The sequence below is a fragment of the Nocardiopsis sp. CA-288880 genome, assembly GCF_050955985.1.
In the GTDB taxonomy this organism is placed as follows: Bacteria; Actinomycetota; Actinomycetes; order Streptosporangiales; family Streptosporangiaceae; genus Nocardiopsis; species Nocardiopsis tropica.
The window spans coordinates 4,459,518-4,481,147 of record NZ_CP192105.1; the positions used below are offsets into that span (position 1 = coordinate 4,459,518).

General features: G+C 66.7%; 16 protein-coding genes. 7 read left to right on the plus strand and 9 right to left on the minus strand.

Going from position 1 to position 21,630, the window contains the following annotated elements; all coding sequences use genetic code 11:
- Nucleotides 1-115 precede the first annotated feature (115 nt).
- Nucleotides 116-346: a hypothetical protein gene (locus ACQPYD_RS19505; RefSeq protein ID WP_433697022.1), complete on the minus strand. Its 231-nt coding sequence runs from the start codon at nt 344-346 to the stop codon at nt 116-118.
- A 1,033-nt stretch (nt 347-1,379) separates the two neighbouring features.
- On the opposite strand from ACQPYD_RS19505, the gene ACQPYD_RS19510 reads away from it, so the two are divergent.
- Together ACQPYD_RS19510 and ACQPYD_RS19515 are read left to right on the plus strand one after the other, a co-directional pair.
- A complete protein-coding gene (locus tag ACQPYD_RS19510; protein ID WP_433697023.1) occupies nt 1,380-2,750 on the plus strand; it encodes a helix-turn-helix transcriptional regulator in 1,371 nt (456 codons plus the stop codon).
- A 280-nt stretch (nt 2,751-3,030) separates the two neighbouring features.
- Entirely contained in the window at nt 3,031-3,600 is a 570-nt protein-coding gene (locus ACQPYD_RS19515) for a peptidase inhibitor family I36 protein (protein WP_433697024.1), read from the plus strand.
- A 129-nt stretch (nt 3,601-3,729) separates the two neighbouring features.
- Here the strand turns inward: ACQPYD_RS19515 and ACQPYD_RS19520 are convergent, their stop codons facing one another.
- The 3 genes from ACQPYD_RS19520 to ACQPYD_RS19530 form a co-directional block, all read right to left on the minus strand.
- Nucleotides 3,730-3,918, minus strand: coding sequence for a hypothetical protein (locus ACQPYD_RS19520; protein WP_433697025.1), 189 nt, complete (start codon nt 3,916-3,918; stop codon nt 3,730-3,732).
- A gap of 151 nt (nt 3,919-4,069) precedes the next feature.
- On the minus strand, nt 4,070-4,663 hold the full coding sequence (locus ACQPYD_RS19525; protein WP_433697026.1) for a hypothetical protein: 594 nt from the start codon (nt 4,661-4,663) through the stop codon (nt 4,070-4,072).
- Nucleotides 4,660-5,010, minus strand: coding sequence for a hypothetical protein (locus tag ACQPYD_RS19530; RefSeq protein ID WP_433697027.1), 351 nt, complete (start codon nt 5,008-5,010; stop codon nt 4,660-4,662). Before ACQPYD_RS19530 ends, ACQPYD_RS19525 begins: the two co-directional genes overlap by 4 nt.
- A gap of 610 nt (nt 5,011-5,620) precedes the next feature.
- On the opposite strand from ACQPYD_RS19530, the gene ACQPYD_RS19535 reads away from it, so the two are divergent.
- Together ACQPYD_RS19535 and ACQPYD_RS19540 are read left to right on the plus strand one after the other, a co-directional pair.
- The gene (locus ACQPYD_RS19535; protein WP_433697028.1) at nt 5,621-5,944 is read left to right on the plus strand and encodes a CU044_2847 family protein; all 324 of its coding nucleotides are present in this window, start codon (nt 5,621-5,623) and stop codon (nt 5,942-5,944) included.
- A 54-nt stretch (nt 5,945-5,998) separates the two neighbouring features.
- Complete coding sequence (locus tag ACQPYD_RS19540) at nt 5,999-10,258, plus strand: PQQ-binding-like beta-propeller repeat protein (RefSeq protein WP_433697029.1); 4,260 nt, start codon at nt 5,999-6,001, stop codon at nt 10,256-10,258.
- 292 nt (nt 10,259-10,550) lie between these two features.
- Here ACQPYD_RS19540 and ACQPYD_RS19545 read toward each other — a convergent pair whose 3' ends face one another.
- The 3 genes from ACQPYD_RS19545 to ACQPYD_RS19555 form a co-directional block, all read right to left on the minus strand.
- The gene (locus tag ACQPYD_RS19545; protein ID WP_433697030.1) at nt 10,551-11,297 is read right to left on the minus strand and encodes a hypothetical protein; all 747 of its coding nucleotides are present in this window, start codon (nt 11,295-11,297) and stop codon (nt 10,551-10,553) included.
- Nucleotides 11,298-11,581: 284 nt separating this feature from the next.
- Nucleotides 11,582-13,981: a tetratricopeptide repeat protein gene (locus tag ACQPYD_RS19550; protein ID WP_433697031.1), complete on the minus strand. Its 2,400-nt coding sequence runs from the start codon at nt 13,979-13,981 to the stop codon at nt 11,582-11,584.
- A gap of 2 nt (nt 13,982-13,983) precedes the next feature.
- Complete coding sequence (locus ACQPYD_RS19555) at nt 13,984-14,478, minus strand: hypothetical protein (protein ID WP_433697032.1); 495 nt, start codon at nt 14,476-14,478, stop codon at nt 13,984-13,986.
- 257 nt (nt 14,479-14,735) lie between these two features.
- Between ACQPYD_RS19555 and ACQPYD_RS19560 the strand changes: the two genes are divergently transcribed.
- Nucleotides 14,736-15,686, plus strand: coding sequence for a tyrosine-type recombinase/integrase (locus ACQPYD_RS19560; RefSeq protein WP_433697033.1), 951 nt, complete (start codon nt 14,736-14,738; stop codon nt 15,684-15,686).
- Between the two features lie 824 nt (nt 15,687-16,510).
- Complete coding sequence (locus ACQPYD_RS19565) at nt 16,511-17,494, plus strand: hypothetical protein (RefSeq protein ID WP_433697034.1); 984 nt, start codon at nt 16,511-16,513, stop codon at nt 17,492-17,494.
- Nucleotides 17,495-17,600: 106 nt separating this feature from the next.
- On the opposite strand, the gene ACQPYD_RS19570 is transcribed toward ACQPYD_RS19565, so the two are convergent.
- Nucleotides 17,601-17,837, minus strand: a complete 237-nt coding sequence (locus tag ACQPYD_RS19570; protein WP_433697036.1) for a helix-turn-helix domain-containing protein — start codon at nt 17,835-17,837, stop codon at nt 17,601-17,603.
- Between the two features lie 876 nt (nt 17,838-18,713).
- Nucleotides 18,714-19,844, minus strand: a complete 1,131-nt coding sequence (locus tag ACQPYD_RS19575) for a tyrosine-type recombinase/integrase (RefSeq protein WP_433697037.1) — start codon at nt 19,842-19,844, stop codon at nt 18,714-18,716.
- Nucleotides 19,845-20,272: 428 nt separating this feature from the next.
- Here ACQPYD_RS19575 and ACQPYD_RS19580 point away from each other — a divergent pair, with 428 nt between their 5' ends.
- Nucleotides 20,273-21,478 (plus strand): pentapeptide repeat-containing protein, encoded by a 1,206-nt coding sequence (locus tag ACQPYD_RS19580; protein WP_433697038.1) that lies wholly within the window; start codon nt 20,273-20,275, stop codon nt 21,476-21,478.
- The last annotated feature ends 152 nt before the right edge of the window (nt 21,479-21,630 follow it).

A 21,630-nucleotide genomic window follows, 5' to 3' on the forward strand; every position in this document is an offset into this window, starting at 1 on the left:
CCCTGCACGAGGATGACGGGGACTTCTCCCCAGATGCGTCCTTCTGGGTCAATCCGGATGTTCTGCGGTTCGACATCAGAGGCGACGATGTACCGGGGTCCGGACTCTCCGCCGTTCACTTCGCCTCCCAGGGCATCACTCGGGCGGTGACGTCGGCGGCCACGCCGAGGACTGCGGCGGCGAGCAGCACCGACGTAGCGAGGCCGTGGTCCTGAGAGTGGAGGGCGCAAGCGACCCCCACGACGACGATCAAAACAAGGATTCGTCCGATAAGGGAATCCAAAGAGATAATTACGGTCACCAGCGGCCTTTCAAAAGATGGATTCGTATTCGACTGGATGGCCACATGACCCATTTACACCCAGACCATGACAAGCGTTCGGAGACGCCATGGTCAGGCAGGGACGCGACTTGCGGCGCCGATGCGAGGAAATTACCTCATCCGAGGAGCCTTGCCCACCGGCATGTTGGGGAAATGTCCATGCCTGAGACTCAATGTGGCTTAAGTCAGGGAAATTGCCAGGCACCACTTTTGCATCATCGCAGGTTCCGATTTGTTCGGTAGCGTTCGACAGTGTTCGAGATGCCGCATGGGGCGTTCGGTAGCTTTGAAAAAGTGCACGGTGGGTACAGGTGCCACGAGCACAGTGATTTCCGTAGTATCGTTTGCGGTCGTGCGGTTACCCATATTGGGGTGCGCCGTAATTAGAGGGTTCTCGGCTGGATGGCACCGCGGCGGGACTGGAGACCTCTTCGCGGTGGTGAGGTGCCCTCAGAGGGCCGTCCCTGCAGGGGCGGCCCTAACTCATGTTGTCCGTATACGGATAGGACCTTCCAGCCTTCACCGGCGACGCAGAGCGTTGTGATCCTCGGTCGAGCCAGAGAGCGACCGCCACCGCCGATGAGGTTCACTTCTTGACTATCAGCGCTCCGAGAACCGCTGCCACCATCATGGTTGCCGACGCAGCCAAGCCAGGTTGCCGAGGGCAACAGTGACGTTGTGGTCATCCCCAAGGGCACGAATGCTGGCAGTAGGTCAGGTCGTGGTGGTGGGCGTCGATGGCCTTCTCAAACCGCCGCCCCTCGCGCAGGGCCAGGTCGAGGTTGTTCCACGTCATCGCCTCGCCGAAGGCGTCCCCCTGAGTCCGGATCCAGCCAACCGCCGTGACGTTACGTGCACACTGGGCTACCGCCTTCTTAGGACCCCGCTCCACCCCCGGGGACACCTGTCCGGGACCAGGGCTCTCTGTGTCCGGGGTGCGAGTGCGCAGCCAGAGGCGGAAATTCCCACCCCTCCCCGGTTTCAGCTGCGCTGCACAAGGAGACAACACTATGATGTAGATATCTACATCGCTTCCTTGTGGAAGGGTACAGCACCCATGAACTTCCCCACCCCCCTGGCCAACGGCCTGCGCACCGACCACCCCGTCCCCGGCCTGCCGTTCGTCGACGACTCCCACCTGGACCTCGACAACCCCGAAGCCATCGAGGCCGTGGGCCGCGAGGTCGGCCACGGCATGTGGGGCCGCTACGACGAACAGGGCGAGGGCTGGCTGGCCTTCACCACCGACCCCTACCGCCACGACCTCGGATGGGCCGTGCGCCACCACCCCGACCACGGCCGCACCGTCCTCGTCTACACCGACGCCGACGCCGCCAGCGTCCACATGGAATGGTGGAACGACACCCTGCTGTGGCGGGCCGGCGGCTACTGGTGGGACGGAACCACCTGGTACCGCCCCAACCAGATCTGGAACGGCGCCACCGAGGAGTACGAACACCGCCGCGTCTCCGGCGCGATCACCGTCACCGCGGACGACCGAATCGACGGCACCACCGACCCCGCCCGCGGCACCGTCGTCAAGATCTCCAACTTCGACGCCCAGGCCCCGCTCCAGGGACGGTGGCAGGACCACCTCGCCCTGTGGGCCCAGCACCGCGCCAAGAGGGTGAAGGGTCTGCCTCTGGACCGGTGCGTGATCACCCTGTCGGCCCCCGAGCTGGCCCCCGACGAGCTCGTCGGCGTCCCCGAGATGGCCGAGGCCGGCGGGGTCGCCGCCTCCACCCTGCGCGCCTACATCTCCCGCGGCGAAGGCGATGTCCCCCTGCCCCAGGCCTCACCGGGAGGCCGCAACGCGTGGTCGCTGCCGGTGGTCAAGGACTGGGCCGAACAGCGCCACCGCTCCCCCGAAAGCGTGGCCCAGACCCTGGCCGACCAGGACAGCGAGATCCCCCTCAGCCTCGGCGAGGGAGAGGTGATGCGCCGCTTCAGCGCCTCGTTCTTCTCCCGCCTGTGGGGCAACCCCGACCGGCGCAAGAAGTGGGCCCTGCGCCACCGCACCGAGGAATCGGTGCGCCAGGTCAGCGACCAGCTCGCCTGGGACGTGGCCAAGAGCCTGGACAAGATCATCCCCGCCGAGGCGCTGACCGTGACCATCCAGCACGCCGTCCTGGATGAACTGGCCTTCGGCAAGGGCAACCGGACCAAGACCACCAGGAACGCCGACGACGAGGTCAGCTTCTACGGGATCGGCGCCCAGGTCGCCACGATGTTGGACTGGCTGGTGCGCCACCACCCCGCCCGGGCCCAGCGCACCATCGACTCCATCGTGGGAAGCGCCGAGCGCCGCCTGGACATCCCCCGTGAGGTCACCGCCCGCTCCCTGCGCACTGCCCTGAGCCTGGACAGCAAGCTCGACAAGGACGTGCGCAACGAGTTCCTCGACAAGGTCCTGGGCCCGCGCCGCTGAACCGGCAGCGGTGAACCGCCGTCCAGGCCCGCCCCGGATGAGGTCGAAATTATGAACCCGGCCGGACCCGGCGGCTACGCCTGAGCTGTACAACACCACCATGTACTGACCCGCAACACCAGGCCCCCTGTTCGGCATCGCCGAGCAGGGGGCCTTTCTGCGTTCGGGAGCCACCCTGCGGGCAGTGGGCTAACGGTCAAAAAAGAGGTCATTCAGGGCCAACGACGTTTCGAAGGGGGTCTGCCAAGCTCGAATCACCGCTACAGAGTTGGAGTCCCCCATGCGCATCAAGAAAGCTGTGGTCGCCCTTGCCACAGTCGGCCTCATGGCTACCGGCCTGTTCGCCGCCTCCCCGGCGCACGCCGGTCCGACCCCCGAGACCACCTCAGCTTCGTCCAGCACCCTTGGGGTGCTCAACGGCGAAGTGATCGACCTGTCCACGGACGAGCACGACGCAAAAGTGTGCATGGAAGAGAACGGCAAACCGTTCAGGTGTTATGACGACGTAGAGGAATATCGCACAGCGGTGGGTCTGCCGCCCGGCAACGTCGAGACCCTTAACAAGAGCGACTGCAGTGACGGCTTCCTCTGTCTCTGGGACAACGCACAGTTCAAGGTGTCTTTGGTCCAAGTTCGAGGCCAGGGCACCTACAACGTCCCCCAGGACAAAGCCAACAGTCTCTGGAACAGGACCGATCGCCCGGCGCAGATCATCGATGTCAGGTCTTGGCAGCCAGACCACACCATGTCCTTCGGGCCCGGCGCTGAGAGAGCCGACCTCGGTGCTCTCAGCACTCCATGGAACAACCGAGTCGACAAGGTGAGGATCTGTCCCGAAACAGGTTGCTGAGGAAGCTGGCCTCGCCGCCGGCCGCACCTGATGTAGGTACGTCATGCTGTACTGACGGCACCGGCCCCGCCCGGGGATCTCCCGGACGGGGCTTCGTCGTGTCCGGGGTCAGGACCGCAGTTCCGGGGCTCAGCCGGAGATGCGCGCCACCACCCGGGCGTAGCGCTCGGCCTGGTCGTCGGTGTGCGCCCACATGGTCGGCGCGGTCGGGCCCACCGGGGAGATTCGCCAGATCGCCCCGGCCCCGTGGGCGCCGGGTGGCAGGCTGGTGATGCCGACGTCCGGATGACGCTGGAAGAGCTCGTGCCGGGTGGCCATGGCCGCCACGGTAGCTGGATCCACCGCCTCGTCGACCCCGCCCCGAGGTACACGTGCTCGCGGTGCAAGGAGTGGAATCCGCGGGGCGGCCCGTACTGCTGGGCGTGCGGTGCCAGGAGGCCGGGCGCCTAAGGGGCGGGGCCGATCAGAGTTAGCGTGCGTCCAGCCGGGCACTGAGCGCGTCGGCGAACCTGCCGATGCTCTCCTTCAGCGCTTGGTGCTTCATCATGGCCTCATCGGGCTCGCACCAGGCGAAAGGGTGAGGCGGCTTGCGCAGCGTTTCGGCGGCCTTCATCAGGGCTAGGTGGAGGCCGACAGCGGCCCGGCAGACCTCGTCGGCGGCCGGGTACAGCGGGGCGCACACCGTGCGCAGGTCGTCGGCGGCCGGACGCAGCTCCGCCGGGGTCAGTTCCGCGGGCGGGTCCTCGAAGGCGCGCAGTTCGTCGAGCTGCTCACGGCTGATGCCGCTGGCCAGAAGCCCAGAGTCGATGTCGAACAGTTCTCCGGCCAGCGCAATGGAGATGATCAGAGCGGCAGTGAAGGCTGGCATCTTGGTCTGCGACCGGTAGCCGCAGGCGGCTTCGTGGAACACCCGGCCCGCCTCCTCGGTCCTGTCCGCCTGCGAGCGGGGTGCGAGGTGGTAGTGGACCGAGTTGTCCTGCTTGCCGATGACATTGCCGCCAGCTTTGATCCTGCTCTGTTCGATGCGTTCGCCGGTCGCGTCGTCCTCTCCCTGGTCGATCACGACTGCTCCCCGGGCTGGCGCTCCTGCTTGCCGATGACGTCGCCACCGGCGCGGATACGGCGCTGGCTGATGCGGTCGCGACTTCGGCGCCAGCCCGACTTGCCGGTGATTGAGCCGGTGGTGCGCACTCCGTGCTGCTCGACCACATCGCCAGCGCCGCGCTGCTCGGTGGTGGCACGGCGGGTGAAGACGGCGCGCATGATCCACCCGGCCGCAACTGCCGCGCAGGCCAGCACGCCGGCCACCGAGTTCCACGCACTCAGCTCGCGGGTGATCCCGATCCAGGCCAGCACGGCCACGATCCCGGCCCCGCCCATGATGTAGAGGATGCGCTCCAAAAGGGTCATGAACCGATTTTGCACGACGCGCAGGGGACCGTGGGAGGGCGAGCGTGGGGGGAGAACCAAGTACGCCGGAAAGGGGCAACGGGCCTACGTTTCAGCAGGTCAGGAGGTAGACCAATCCGGCCGTTCGGAGTGGTTTACCGATCCGATGTAGTTCGTCACGGTATCGGTCGGTTCTGACCGCCGGTAACTACTCTTATCAGTGCGGCCAGAACGCACCAGGGTGCCACTGGAGGACGTCCGTTGCCGGTTTCCGGCGTATCCCGTCCAGACCCCTTTGCAGGGCGTTCGGCCACATGTGGCCAGCCAGGTGGAGAAAGAAGAACGCGGCCTGCGGCGGATGGCGTTCGCAGGTATATTGCGGTGCCCTTCTCACCTGCGGGACGATTCGCGCTGCTGTTTGGGAAAACCCCTGTTAAGGGGTGGTGTCAGGGTGAATACTGCCCTCTACCGGCCGCAGGGGAACCCGGGCCTTCGCAGCCGATCCGAGGGCCAAGTACGGGCCTGCCACAGGCCACCCCCGCCCGGGAGCGGCAGGACATAAAAACGGCTCTGCTGTAATAGGTGATCAATTCTTCGCTACGAAAGAGGGCCGATGGGAACAGTGGGACGGATGCCGTTGGAAAGCGGCGGGGAAATCCTGTTCGAAGCATCTCCGCTGGCTGCATCAGAACAGGTGGGCGAGGGCGGTCCGGTGAAGGCGGGGCGGATCGCCGACGCGGTCGGCGAGCTGCCGCACACGCTCCTGGAGGCCCTGAAGCCGGTACGGGAGATGGCCGAGACGGTCGTGGAGCAGCTGAGCAAGGCCAAGCCCTCAGAAGTCGAGGTGACCTTCGGTGTGGACCTGTCCGCGCAGGTCGGCGCCATCGTCAGCAAGGGCGAGGGCAAGGCGAACCTGAAGGTGCGCGTGCTGTGGAAGAAGGACGACGAGAAGTAGGGCGACAAGCGCCGGGGGTGTGGGGCAGCACAGGAGGAGTCAGGAGTTGATGGGATGAGTACGGGCCGCCACAGCGACGAGGGCGCGGCTTCGGCCCCCCGGCAGGGCTCGGGGATGGGCGAAGGGGTCGTCCAGGTCCTGGACAGCGACGACCGCGTGGTCGGCGCGGGGTTCCTGGCCGGTGAGAACCTGGTTTTGACCTGCGCGCACGTGGTGCAGGCCGCGCGAAGCGCCCCCGGCGCCACGGTGGCCCTGCGCTTCGCCCTGCTGCCCCAGGCTCCCGTGGTCCAAGGTCGGGTCCTGGAGCAGGAATGGCGCGCCCAGGATGCCGAGGACGTGGCCGCGATTCGCCTGGAGCAGGTGCCGGATATGGCCCGACCGATGCTTCTGGGCCGAGCGGAGGGGACCCGCGGGCACCAGGTCGCCTCCTACGGGTTCCCCGCCCAGGCCCCTGCGGATGGGGATGGGCATTTCGGCTACGGCACGGCCGGGGACCTGCTGCCCGGCGCCCGGGTGGGCCCACGGCTGCAGCTGACCGGCGCCAACGACCTGACCACCGGGTTCAGCGGCGCGCCCGTGCTGGACGAAGTGACGGGCCTGGTGGTCGCCATGGTCACCGAGATCGCGGCCCAGGACCGCTACCAGCGGGGCCAGGGCATCGTCTACGCCACGCCCGCCGAGGTGCTGCGCGAGGTGGTTCCGGAGCTGGGTGAGGCGCAGATCTTTCCCTATCGGGGTCTGGCGTCCTTCACCGCTGAGGACGCGGACTGGTTCCACGGCCGCCAGGGCGCGGTGGAGGAGCTCCTGGAGAGGGTGCGCCGCCACCGGCTGGTGCTGCTGCTGGGGCCCTCGGGGGCGGGCAAGTCTTCCCTGGTCCAGGCCGGGGTGCTGCCGGCGCTGGCTGCTGGCGGTGTGCCGGGCAGTGACCGGTGGTTGCCCGTCCTGGTGCGTCCGGGTCGTGACCTGGCCGCGGAGCTGGCGCGGGCGGGCCTGAATGGGGAGGAGAGCGGCGGTATCGGGGCCGCGGTGCGACGCCGCCTGGAATCCGGGCCCGGTTTCGACCGTCTGGTGTTGGTCATCGACCAGTTCGAGGAACTCCTCACCCGCACGCCCGCCCCTGGTGACCAGGCCAGCCGCACACGAGGGCTGGACCTGGTGGAGGAGCTACTCGACGCCCTCGACGCGCACACCCCGCTCAACGTGGTCCTGATCATGCGCAACGACTTCTACTCCCCGCTGGCCGAGGCGGCCCCGCACCTGCTGGAAGCCGCTCAACCCGGGGTGGTCAACATCCCCGCCCACCTCAGCACCGCTGAACTGGACGCCATCATCACCCGCCCCGCCCAGGACGCGGGCGCCCGCTTCGAGGACGGCCTGCCCCAGCGCATCATCGAGGACCTGCGCCAGGCGAGCACGGGCCACCGTGTCGCGGCCACCCTGCTCCCTCCGCTGCAGCTCGCCCTGAGCCAGCTGTGGGATCGGCGCGCCCACGGCCGCCTGACCCACCATGCCTACGAGAACATCGGCAAGGTCTCGGGAAGCCTGGCGGCCTGGTGCGACAACGCGGTGGGGCAGTTACCGCAGGTCCAGTACATGGTCGCCCAGCGCATCCTCACCGCCCTGGTACACCCGGCCGACGAGGACCCGGCCCTCCCCGCCACACGCAGGCAGGTCCCCCTCTCCGAGCTCAGGGCACTGGCCGCCGGCACGCCCGCCGCCGACGCGGACTTCGACGAGGTCCTGGACTCCTTGAGCGCGGACCGGATCATCATCACCACCAGCCCCGGCGACGCCCGTGCTGGCGACCCCATCGTGGAACTGGTCCACGACGCGCTCATCCGCGACTGGGTGAGCCTGCGCAAGTGGTCCGACCGCGACCGCCACTTCCAGGTATGGCTCCGCGATGTCTCCAGGAAGGCCGACCGCTATGCGGTTACGAAGCAACTCGATGACCTGTTGTCGGGCACCTACCTGACCGAAGCCCTTCAATGGGCCGATCAGCGCTCGCTGCCCGGTCCGGTTTCCACATTTGTGGTCGCCAGCAAGAAATACCAGCAGTCCACCAAACGCCGTACCGTGGGCTTCAGGTTCCTCGCCAGTCTGGTGGCCGTGATCCTGGTCGCTACCGGACTGACCGTGTGGCAGGACGTTGTTCAGACCCGGCTCGCCGACCAGTCGCGCGAGCTCGCTATCCAGTCCACTGCCGTACTCAACCGATCACCCGACACAGCCGCCCTGTTGGCTGTACACGCCTACCGCCTCTCTCCCACCGACCAGGCACGCGGCAGCGTCCTGAGTGCCATCGGCCTCGGTTTTGAGCACCGCCTCGCCGGCCACGAGGGCGAGGTGTTGTCGGTGGTCTTCTCCCCGGACGGACAGCAACTGGCCAGCGCGAGCACTGACGGGACGGTGCAGGTGTGGGACGCCGAATCCGGACAGGAACTCCACACGCTCATCGGCCACAGCGAGCCGGTGTTGTCGGTGGTCTTCTCCCCGGACGGGGAGAGGTTGGCCAGCAGGAGCACTGACGGGACGGTGCGATTGTGGGACCCGCGTACCGGGGAGGAACAGCACGTCCTCGAAGGCCACGACGACTGGGTGAAGGCGGTGGTCTTCTCCCCGGACGGACAGCAACTGGCCAGCGCGAGCGACGACGGGACAGTGCGGCTGTGGGACCCGCGTACCGGGGAGGAACAGCACGTCCTCGAAGGCCACGACGCCTGGGTGAAGGCGGTGGTCTTCTCCCCGGACGGACAGCAACTGGCCAGCGCGAGCGACGACGGGACGGTGCAGGTGTGGGACCCGCGTACCGGGGAAGAACACCACGTCCTCGAAGGCCACGAGGAGGGGGTGGTCCCGGCGGGGTTCTCCCCGGACGGGGAGAGGTTGGCCAGCACGAGCGATGACGGGACGGTGCGACTGTGGGACGCCGAGACCGGGGAGGAACACCACGTGCTCGAAGGCCACGACGACTGGGTGAGCGCGGTGGTCTTCTCCCCGGACGGACAGCAACTGGCCAGCGCGAGCACTGACGGGACGGTGCAGGTGTGGGACGCCGAGACCGGAGAACAGCTCCGTTCCCTCACCAACCACGACGCACCTGTCCAGGCTGTGGTCTTCTCCCCGGACGGACAGCAACTGGCCAGCGGGAGCACTGATGGGACGGTGCGACTGTGGGACGCCGAGACCGGGGAGGAACTCCGCGTGCTCGCCGGCCACGACGACTGGGTGAGGTCGGTGGCATTCTCCCCGGATGGGCAGCAGTTGGCCAGCGCGAGCAGTGACGGGACGGTGCAGGTGTGGGACGCGGGTATCGGGGAGGAACACCACGTCCTCGAAGGCCACGACGACTGGGTGAATGCGGTGGTCTTCTCCCCGGACGGACAGCAACTGGCCAGCGCGAGCAATGACGGGACGGTGCGACTGTGGGACGCCGAGACCGGAGAACAGCTCCGTTCCCTCACCAACCACGACGCACCTGTCCAGGCTGTGGTCTTCTCCCCGGACGGACAGCAACTGGCCAGCGCGAGCGAGGACGAGACAGTGCGGGTGTGGGACGCCGAGACCGGGGAACAGCTCCGTTCCCTCACCAACCACGACGCACCTGTCCAGGCTGTGGTCTTCTCCCCGGACGGACAGCAACTGGCCAGCGCGAGCGAGGACGGGACAGTGCGGGTGTGGGACCCGGGTACCGGGGAAGGACACCACGTCCTCGAAGGCCACGACGGGGGGGTGTTCTCGGCAGTGTTCTCCCCGGACGGGCAGCAACTGGTCAGTGCGAGTGCCGACGCGACGGTGCGGGTGTGGGACGCTGACACCGGGGAGCAGCTCCACAGGCTCATTGGCCATGCCAATTGGGTGGATTCGGTGGTTTTCGACCCGGATGGGGAGAGGCTGGCCAGTGGGAGCTATGACAGGACGGTGCTCGTGTGGGACGCCGAGACTGGAGAAGAAATCCGCACTCTGACCGGTCACGGGGACGCGGTGTGGTCGGTCATGTTCGACCCGGATGGGCGATTGTTGGTCGGCGCGGGTGCCGACGAGACGGTGAGGGTGTGGGACGCCGAGTCCGGGCAACAGCTCCAGGTCCTCGAAAGCCACGACGGTGGGGTGGGTTCAATAGCTTTCTCCCCGGACGGGAAGCTGTTGGCCAGCGGGAGCCAGGACAGGACAGTGCGGGTATGGGACGCGGCGTATTTCGACGTGGACGAGGCCATGAGCCAGATCTGCGAAGCGCTCCGTCGAGAACTCACTGCCGATGAACAGGAGCGGTATCTGCAAGATGTGCCGCATGAGCCGGTGTGTTCGACATGACACACTGCCACGGCCTCTCGCTGAGAGCTCATCCGGCAAGCCATCGGTTTGCCCGACCGGGTGCCTGGGGTCCGGGTAGGAGCAGAGCAGTCACTCCCGGCAACGGTCACCTCTGTTGACACCCCTCCGGAAGGCCGAGGGACTTCACGCCCCTCCGTTCGGTCACGGCGGGATCACGGCGGCCCCCGCGCGACGCCCCGTTGCGCGGGGGCTTCCCCGCGTCCGGATGCGTCAACCCAGGCTGACGCACCGCCGATAAGGTTCACCTATTGGAGGCGAAGAGCGAATCCTGTTAAGACGGAGATGGAACCTGGCGCGTGGTCCCGTCTGCGGTTTTCTCCCACCACTGGCCTTCGTAGTCCACGAAGCGCACGGTGTACACCACGCCTTTGAGCTCGTTCCGGTTCGAGATGTGTTGGCCTCGTGTGTCTAGCAGCCAGACGAAGGTCTGCTTCTCCTCCCCCGCTTTGAGGATGTCCCAACGGTCACGCACATTCCACACGTTGGGGTTGAGCTTCCAGGATTCCTCGGGAGCAGCGTCGACCCGCGCGATGTAGACGAGTTCGACCTTGCGGACTGGCCGTGAACCGTCGTTGGTGATGTGCAGGTGAATCGATCCGCCGTTGAAGCTGGGCTCGATCCGGACCAGCTCCGCCTCGGTCTGGGCGTTGATCCGGCCCAACGGGTCACCGTGCTGGTGGGTACCGCCGTTGAAGTTGGTGTTGACCCCGCCATGGACGTTGGCGGCCTGCACCGCGGTGCCATGCACGTCACCGGTGATCTGATTGGTGACCGACATCTGGGCGGCCTTGGGGGCGATCTCCTCCAGGAGTTCACGCAGCTCGTTCACTGCCTCCGGGTGTGTCAAGAGGTGGCGGGTGAGCCTGCTGCGCCATTCGTCCTCCACGACTGGTGCCAGATCCTGGTTCTGCAGGACGTCCTGGCGAGATGCCTCTAGGTCACGGGCGATGCTGGCACCCTCACCGCCGAACAGGTTGGCCAGCTTGTCCCTGGTGGCCTCCCACAGGTCTTTGGCCATGGCCTGGACTATGGTCGTCGCCGCCGCGGTGGCCAAGGTCACGGTCACTGGGTCCATCTCGAACCTCCCGCGATACACCCGCCGGGACCTTCCCGGCGCGTACATCAGTCTCGGGCACCATATCTAGGGGTGGCGACATTTACAGGGCACTACATGGACGCCAGTGCTGGTTAAGGGGGCTATCCACCCACAAGTTCGACCTCAGGCCTGCATATGGACAAGATGGCTCACCCACTTGAGACCCGCCAGCCCGGGGCGTGGAGACATCCGAATAAAATCCGCACTTAGCGTGGGCCTTCGTCCGGGTGCTCCTCGCTCTCTCCTATGCAGATACGGGCTTTGTCCAACGCCTCGCGAGCCTGGTCGTGCCGGTAGGGATCGTTCGTGGACGCCAACAGCTTTACCGCTTCCTCCAACACCGCCACTGCCCGGCCTTGGGACCCGGACCTGTGGTGAACTAGGCCCAACTCGTAGCCTGCGCGCCCCTGGGAGTGCTGGTCGCCCTCCTGGCGGAAGTAGGCCACCGCCCGCTCCAGGGCCGAGACCGCCTCTTCCCAACGCTCAAGCCCGCCCAGCACGATACCCACCCCGGCAGCAGCGTTCTCCGCACCATGCTCATCGCCGTGCTGTTGGTACAGGTTGCGGGCGCGAGTGTAGGCCTCGAGTGCCTCATCGAACCGACGCACCTCACGCAGGGTGTTACCGAGGTTGTTCCACGCCCCCGCTTCACTGTGGGTGTCGCCGTGCTGTTGGTACAGGTCGCGGGCACGAGTGTAGGCCTCGAGTGCCTCATCGAACCGACGCACCTCACGCAGGGCGTTACCGAGGTTGTTCCACGCCATGGCTTCGCCGTGGGTGTCGCCGTGCTGTTGGTGCAGGTCGCGGGCGCGAGTGTAGGCCTCAAGTGCCTCATCGAACCGACGCACCTCACGCAGGGCACCGCCGAGGTTGTTCCACGCCCCCGCTTCACTGTGGGTGTCGCCGTGCTGTTGGTGCAGGTCGCGGGCACGAGTGTAGGCCTCGAGTGCCTCATCGAACCGACGCACCTCACGCAGGGCACCGCCGAGGTTGTTCCACGCCATGGCTTCGCCGTGGGCATCACCTAGTTGTTGGTACAGGTCGCGGGCGCGGGTGTGGGCCCCGATCGCCTCATCGAACCGACGCACCTCCCGCAGGGCGTTGCCGAGGTTGTTCCAGGCCGCCGCCTGATTCGGCCGGTCACCGATGCGCTGGGCTGTGTGCAGGGTCAGGCGGGTGATGGTGATCAAGTCGTGGAAGAGCCGCCGCCGGCCAAGGTAGTGGCCCAGGTTGAGCGGTAACGACATGGTGGCCCGGGTATGCCCGATGCGGTGGGCGGTGTGGGCGGCGTTGATCAGCACCGCCCGCTCAGCGTCCAACCACCCCCACGCCTGCTCCTGGCCGGCGAAGGTGCCTGGCACCTGCTGTCCCGGCAGCGCCTCCAGGTGCTGTGCGGCGTCGATGGTTTGGTCGGTGTAGTGGTCGAGTAGGCGGCGCTGGGCCCGGGCGTACCGGGCGGGGGGTTTGGGTCCGGTCAGGGTGGCGGAGTAGGCGGCAACCAGGTCGTGCATCGACCACCGTCCCCCGGAGGCGGTCACCAGGTGGGAGGCGGCCAGGCCCCGCAGGCGCACCAGCACCTCGCGTTCGTCCGTCCCCGCCAGGGCCGCGGCCGCCGCAGCGGAGATGTCCGGGCCCGGGGCCAGCCCCAACAGGGTGAGCAGCTCTTTCTGTTCGGCCGGCAGCCGGGCGGTGGAGGAGTTGAACACCGCCTGGAGTTCGCGGCGGTGGTCTGTGAAGTGGGCGATGCGGTCGGCGCCCTGGGCAAGGGTCTGGGCGAGCTCGCCCGCTTCCAGGTCGGGGGCGTTCTTGAGCTGCCCGGCCGCGATGCGCAGCGCCAGCGGCAGCCCCGCACACGCCCCAGCCAGGAGGGTGAGGCCCTGCAGGTCGTGGACGCGCTCGTCGTCGGGGTCAGCCAAATGCAAATCGGCCACCAACAGCTGGAAGGCCTCGGGGTCGGCCAGCGTGCCCACCTTCACTTGCCGCGCGGGCAGGGAACCCAGGCGTTCGCGGGAAGTGACCACAAGCCGGTGCCCACCCGGACCCGGGGTCAAGGGCTCAACCTGGTCAGGGTGGGAGGCGTTGTCAGCCACCACCAGCACCGGACCGCCCCCCTCACGGGCTCGGGCTGCCAGGGTGGCCCGGTACAGGCCCGACCGGGCATCACCGTCCTCGGGGATGGTGTCCTCGTCGACGCCCAGGGACACCAGGAGTGCCTGCAGGGCGCGGTGGGCGTCGACCGGGGTGGTGTAGCCGCGCAGGTCCACGAACAGCGCCCGGGAGAAGACCTTGTCCCGCAGCAGCGCGTGGGCGGTGGCCAGCGCCAGCTGGGTTTTGCCGATCCCGCCCATCCCGGCCGCGACCACCACCGGCGCGCTATCGGCCTGGTCGGGGTCTAGGGCGGCTCGGAGGCGGGTCAAGTCGCTTGCGCGGCCGGTGAACCCGGCCTCCATCGCGGGCAGGTCCGCGACCAGCGAAGCCGCACCCTGGGCATGCGCGTCCGCGTAGAAGTGGTTGGCGATGCCGACAAAGTCACGACCTGCCTTTGAGGCGGCCTGGTGCACACGCGTCGAGGCCTGGGGCCGGGCCTTCTTTTTCTTCTTGGGCACCCTCAGCGCTCCTGGTCCGAGTCGCGGCCGTGGTGGTGGTTGTTCTGCACCCCGATCACGTCCCGTCCCGCTGAGACGTTGGACTGCTCGACGTGGTCGCCGCCGTAGGTGGTGTTGCCCACCCCGCCTTGGACCTTGTGTGCCTGCACGGCGGTGCCGGTGACGTTGCCGGTGATGGTGCTGGACACCTGCGGCTGCGCATCGTCGGCTTTCAGCCGGCCCAGGATCTCGCGCATCGGTGCGGCCGCCTCGGGGTTGGCGCGCACCAGGCGGCGCAGCTTGGCCTTCCACTCCCCCACCGCTTCCCCGACCAGAGTGGGGTCCTGGACCACCTCGGTGCGGGAGCGCTCCAGCTCCGAAGAGGCCACGTGGGCGGCTTTGGCGAACAGGGAGGAGAACTCCTCTCGGACCAGCGCCCACCCGTCGTCGTGGGAGGCCATGACCCGAACCAGGGCGGTGGCGGCCTGCTCCACCAGATCTGAGCTGTCGTTGACCACGGTCGCATCCGCCCTTTCTCCCACCCTCCTCGGAGGGGCCGGGAGGGGACATGTGGATAAGACACGCTAACCGCCCGCGGGGTTGCCCATCTGCGCTTCACGGCGAAAAGCCCTGCCCCGACCGCAACCGGTCACAAGGAGGGACTCGGGGCAGGCGTTGTACTTCTGGAAACACGCTCCCTGGCCCGACGCAGCCCTCCGAATCAACTTCTGGAAACACACGCACTGGGCGGCCACGCCGAACCGTCGATCTCCCAGTGGACCTGGCGGGCGAGCTCGCCGCGTTCGCCGACCGCCTGGCCTCGGCCACCGACCTGGGTGCGGTCAGCCGGGACAAGTACCGGCGCAGCGCTGCCGCGTTCCTGGTCTGGCTGGCCGAGGCCAGACAGGCCGGTGCCGTGGACGGCGACCCCCTCACCGACCCCGACGCGCGGGACTGGGCGGTGCGCGACTGGCGCTGGTACCTGAAGAACACCCGCACCCGCTCGGGCACCCGCCTGGGCGCGGCCACCATCAACAACCGGCTGGCCGCCGTGGACACCTTCTTCGCCCTGCGCGGCTCCGGGCACCCGGCGGTGGTGCGCGAACACCTGCCCCTCCCCTCCGCGCCCGGCGCCCTGGACCAGCGCACCCTGCTGCGATTCCTGCGCACCGCGGCCCGCGACGCCTCGCCCCGGGACGGGGCCATCTGCCACCTGGCCTACTACGCCGGGCTCCGGGTGGCCGAGATCGTCGCCCTGGACGTGGCCGACCTGCGCCTCTCGGCGAGGAAGGGGAGCGTGCGGGTGCGCGGCAAGGGCCGGTCGGTCGGCAGGGACCGCACCGTCCCCCTGCACGCCCAGGCCCGCACCACCCTGGAGGCGCTCCTCGACGAGCTCGGCCGCCCCTCTGCCGGGCCGCTCATCCGCAACCGCGACGGCCGAGCGCTGTCCACCCGCGCCGCCAACACCGTCGTGTGCGCCCTGGGAGCCGCGGCGGGGATCGGGCCGGCCGACGACGGCGAATCCTTCGGCCCGCACGTGTTGCGCCACACCCTCGGCACCGACCTCGTGCGCGGCCGTGGCGACCTCACCACCACCGGGCCGGTCGACGTGGTCCTGGTCGCGGAGCTGATGGGACACGCCGACCTCAACACCACCCGCCGCTACGCCCTGCCCACCGAGGTGGACAAGACCCGCGCCCTGGAGGTGCTCACCACCGACCACTGAGCGGTCGGAGGTCTACCACCAAATCCTGTAGCAATCCTCCTCGACCCCCCATTCGCGGCAGGCCGTCTTGTCGCCGGCTTTCCACTTGGGCATGGCGATGCGAGAGCGCACCGTTTGGATCCACTCGTGGCCTCGAGGGCAGCGCCACCTCCCTGTCGCTGAAGCGGAGAGCTGGGCCGCCGTCCTCCCGTTTTTCACTTCGTTCCAGGTGGCGGCGACTTCAGAGTGCCTGTCAGCGAAGGTAAGGACGGGGGGCACGGAACATCGATGTCGTCCGGTGGCCTGGCACGCACCAGGGCCGTGAGTGAGGAGCCAAGCACACCTGGCGGTCTCTTGGGCTGGTTTCTGGCGCAAGTTCGAATCCTGCCGGGTGCGCTGCAAAGCTCCAGTTCACATCCCCGCAGAGCCGGGAATCAGCCGGGGCATCCTGCCGGTGGGTCCAGAGTGAGACCAAGGTGGAACCAGACCCCTGTTCACGCCCCGCGGCTGCATGCACCGACCGGCCTTCCCCGGGAACCCGCAGCACCAGCCACGCGGTCCGCTCAGCTGCCCACCGTGCCGCATCCGGCGACACAATACCGGCCAGACCCAACACCACCTTCGACAGCCACTCTCTGCACGGAAGTGACGGGAGGCGATCCCGGCACACGCTGCTGCCTCTATCGACCCCGGTACGAGACCCAGGGCCATCGCCCAGATGAAGAACTGGCGCACCCTGCGCAAGCTCCGCCGCTGTCCACAACAAGCGGGCGAGATCTCCCGGGCCGCGCTCGTGCTTCAGCTATGCGAGACAGGATGAAAAGGATCACTGATACATTCGACCAATGGATTCCACTGAGCACATCATGACCCTCATCCGTAGGGCCTTGGACGAGTTCGATGATCACCCGTTGCAGGTATCAGTCCGGCGTGCAATACGGATTGCGAGCCTCGCTGGCGACTCACACGCGGCAGTACGGCTGGGGTTCGATTTACAGCCACGCGGTGGTGACCCGGCACAGAACCGCGATAACCTCAAGCGACTGATGGCGGACCCGTCGCGTTGGGGAGACCGCGAAGATCCGAGTCCTGATGTAGAAGCCATGCGTGAGTACCTGAAGGACCGTGCAAAAGGTGACGGATCGCACCTGATGCATGATCAGTCGCTAGCAGACATCGAGTACCTGATCTTGCACTTGCCGAGCACGAACAGCGCCGCCGGCCTTGAAGCCGACATGGCTTTTCGTCAGATCCAGGACAGAGCACGGCAACGGACGTTCTCGTACTTGTTGGCATGGGAACGGCGTTTCGGCTACACATCAGTGAATGAGTCCATCTTCGGCACCTACAAGACTCAGGTCGACAAGATGCTGACTGAGGGCGTTCCTGATCTGGTAGAGAAGTTCACCGCAGTATACCGGCGTATGAATGAGAAAGCCGACAATACTCCGGACGGGCTCGCTACCGAAGAACTCTCGCAGGCCCTCACGACGTGCCGACGTATTTTGGAGGCTGTCGTTGACCACGTGCTTCCTGCACAGGGCGAGCCCAGCGAGTCAGGGCACAAACTCGACCAGCCCGCCTACCGCAACCGTCTCTACGAGTTCATCAAGCAGGCGAACAGCAGCAGGTCAGCGGCGAAGGTAACCGTTGCTCTGGGCAGGGGGTTGCATGAGAAGTTTGTCGCCATCGACGAGTTGACCAACAAGGCCGTTCACGCCTCCATAGCCCTCCAAGCTGCGAACCTCTGCGCGCTAAACACCTATGTCCTGTGTGGAGAGATCCTACTCCTCAAGCAACATGTCGACAGCAACGTCGCGTCGGCTTGAGGCTCTGGTCCAGTCCTCATGCTTTGGCGCAGAGCTCTACCTCAGGTCGAAGACGTCGCGCTGGACGAAGCCGCCCGGGAGAGAGTTTTCAACATTTTTCGATTGATCAGGTGAAATCGGGGTGATTACCACAGCAGCCAGGGATCGGTTGTTCTGCGAGACGCGCTTCCACAAACTCGGTGAGCGCTGCAACCGGGATGAAGCGCGAGCTACCGACTTTGTACGAGCGCAGTTCACCGGACTTCACGAGCTTCCAGACGGTGGCCACGCTAAGCGCCAGAGCCTCGGCGGCCTCGGGAACCTTGTAAGCTAACTGGGGAACTAATCCAGAACCGGACTTCACGTGATCTCCCTCTGGCAATTTCCACAACAGCGCGCATCCGCGCTCCTTTCACGGCGAGCCGCTGATAGTGCGCACGATGGACTGACACAGCGGCCTTTGAACGTGCGTCGGCGTCTGCCAAAACTAGGCCCTGTGACCATCTGATTTTGGCACAGCTGCGAGCGAACTGCCGCCGTTTCCCGGGCGCGGGTGAGCCATCAGCGCACATTCACGGGCTTCTCAGCCCGGTAAGCATCCCAACGCTTCTTGGCCATGGCCTTGAAATGTGCACGACGCGCGGATTCGGAAGCTCTCGCCCGCTCTTCTGGAGGCATCGCACCGGTGGGATCAACTACGCGCTGCCAGCGGGCGATGGACGCCCTACGAGCCGGGAGCGTGCGAGCGGACCGGTCCTTGGTATCTGACCACGACCAGTGGGCTGCGAGGGAAGCAATCTGGGACCGGCGCTTGGGATCAGGGTGAGCCATGAAGTCCTCTCAATCCGTTCGCTTTGAGCATCCCTCACAGAACCCTAAGTAATCAGTGCTGGCCAGTATCGGTCACGCCTACCCCAAGTGGTTTCAGACCCCTCGGAACCGGAGTGCAGCGCCTTGGCCCACAACCGGAAGGGTTTCGTGAGGCCATCGGTGAGAAGCTGGCCCAGCTCATCTAACTGCCCGCAGGGAGCGTGTCATGATCGGAGCCCCACCTCGACTCGATGGGGTCAACAGCACCGGCTGCGCCCGATGACGTGCTCAGCGCCGGCCACCTCGTGAGTTGCCATCGGACGCTTCGCCCTGGCTACGTGCTCCGTTCGTGCTCCGCAGTTTTGGACCGGCGCTTCTAATCCGATGGCCGCAGGTTCGAATCCTGCCGGGTGCGCCACAAAACCCCAGGTCAAAGTCTTCTCTGAAGTTGACCTGACCGAGGTCTCCCTGTGGTGGGTCCAGGGTGGGACCCAGGTGGGACCAACTCCAGACCCCGCCGACCAACCCTGCCCCGCACCTGTCGGCGAACCTGACCCGCGTCCCGGAGCACCAGTGAGGCCGTGCGCTCCGCTGCTTCGCGCGCCACCTGCGGCAGCATACTGGCATAGGTGTCCGCGGTCAGCACGATGCTCGCGTGACCCAGCATCGCCTGGACCACCTTCAACTCCACCCCCGCCGCCAATGCCAACGTCGCCGCACCATGGCGTAGATCATGCAACCGCACCGGCGGCAACCCACTGGCGGTGTTCACCTTCCGAAACAAGCGCGACAACCGCTCCGGAGCCAACACACCGCCACCCACCGCGGTGAACACATAACCGCCCCAACCCCACACCCGGCCGTGGTTCTCGGCCTCCTTCTGCTGGCGCCACTGGTGGCGGCGCAGCACACCCACAGTGGCGTGGTCCACCATCAGCGTGCGCCGGCTCGCCGCGCTCTTGGGCGCCACCTCCACCAACCCCCGGCCCCGGTGGGCCTGGAGCTGGCGCACCACCCGCACCGTCCCCCGCTCCAAATCGACGTCCTCCCACCGCAGCCCCACCACCTCGCCCCGGCGTAGCCCGGTCATCACCGCCAGGTGAAACAGTGCGTACAACCGGTCCTCACCCACGTGGTCCAGGAATGCGCGGGTCTGCTCCACGGTCCACACCGCCACTGCAGGACGCACCCCGCTGTTACGCCAGTCGGCCAGGGCCTGCTCGGTCCACACCATGGGCCGCGCACTCTGCCCGCTATCCAGCCGCAGACCGTTGGCCGGATTAGAAGGCAGCAACCGCTCGCGCACGGCGGTGTTCAACGCCGCCCGCAACGTGGCCCGCACCCGGTGCACCGTCGCCGCAGCCACCGGCCTGCCCCTGGGCGTGATGTGTTCGGCGATGCCCTCGACGGCCCGCTGCACCCGGTCGGGCGTCAACTCCTCCAGCACCGCTTCTCCCAGGTGCGGGATGAGGTAGCGGTCGATGTGCTCTTGGTAGCTGACCCGGGTGCGCAAACGCAACCTGGTTCGGCCGTCCAGCCAGCGCTGCAACCAGGCCGCCACCGTCCACACCACCGGCGCCGCAGCCCCAGCCTCGTCGCCTCGGGCCCTGCGCAAGGCCGCACGCGCGGCCTCACGGGAAGCGAACCCGCCCCGCCGCACCCGACACCGACCACCCGCAGCCCGGTCCGAATCGAGCGAGAAGTACCAACTCCCATGCCCACGGCACCGCAACCGCGGACAACCACTCCCCAACCTGCTCGAAGACCCGGCCACCCGGCACCCGCACCGCTTGAACACCGAACCCGACCCCAACATCACCACCACCTCCAACCCCAGTCTCACCCCGAGGGCCAGAGAAGGTGAGTGCCGGGAGGCGATCCCAGCACTCACCGCAGCCTTCACGAACTCGAGCACGGCTCAGTTTCCCCGAGATGGCCAAGAGTGGCCTTCGACCCGTTCGGAGCCGGAGGGGCTGCTAGGAATGCGCCATGCGAAAGGTGATCACGCGACTCCAGTTCGACCGCGTATGGGCAACGGTGCGCTCCTGGCCACCCTCCTGGCTGCTCCTCGGAATGACTGTGCCCACAGTCATGCTCGTGTTCTGGCTACTGATGGGGCCGTTCACCAGCCTGCTCGCAGGAGAAGAAGTACGCACCCTAACCGGGAGGGAACGCGTTCAGGCACGTGATGCCACTCGACAGCTGATCCTCCAGGCGGCCGGGGGTGCGGCGGCGCTGGCCGCGTTGGTCTTCACCGCCCGTTCCTATCTACTCAACCGGCGCGGACAGCAAACCCAGCGGTTCAAGGACGCCGGCGAACACCTGGGATCCGAGAACGTCGTCACCCGCATCGCGGGCATCTACTCCCTGGAACACGTCATGCGGGAGTCCCCTGAGGACCACGCCACGGTTGTCGAGGTGCTGTGCGCCTTCATCCGCGAGCACGCACCGCCCTCCCACCCAGACAAGCAGGAGGAGACCGGTCCTCTGGTTCCTCCCCGCACGGATATCCAAGCTGCTCTAACGGTCGTCGCCCGCCGACCTGACCGCCCCGAAGACGACCTCATCATCGATCTCTCCGGGTTGCACCTGGAAGGAGCACGGTTGCCCCGTGCCCGTCTGGACCGCGCTAACCTGCACGGCAGTTATCTTCTCGGTGCTGACCTGACCGGCGCTCACCTGACACGGGCTAACCTCTCCAGAACAGTGTTGACCGCAGCCGACTTGGGCAACGCGAACCTAAGAGAGTCCGACCTCACCTCCGCGACACTACGCAACGCGGGAGCCCACCAGGTTGATCTCAGGAACGCCGATCTCCACAGGGCCAATTTCAGCGGAGCTCACCTTGAGGAGGCACGTCTTGACGGGGCCAACCTCCTTAAGGCTGAGCTCACCAAGACACATCTCGACCAGGCAAGTCTTAAAGATGCGACATTGATCTGCGCCGACCTGCGAGACGCCTTCGTGGTGAACGCTGACCTGACTCGGTCTGACCTGTCCTCGGCGCTCGTGGAAGGCACGATGTTTCATCGTTCAACTATGCGAGGCACCAGCTTCCGGGGGGCAGATGGAATTCAGTTGGCCCACTTCGCCTTCGTTGATGCCTCTGATGTTCTTGGATTCACACAACAGCGCTGGGAATCTGTGTTCACGAACAGCAGCACACGCGCACCGAAGGTCTTTGATCATGACTGACAGCTTCTGTCCGGCTCCTTGGAAGCGGAACGGATCCATCAACCGATAGGTACCGCATGTGGCTACCGCCCTGTACAGCATGCGCCAGCAGGCTCGATGAGTGAGACCTTCTGGGGGCCGGGGTCAGTAGGGTCGGACTGCGGTACTCAGGT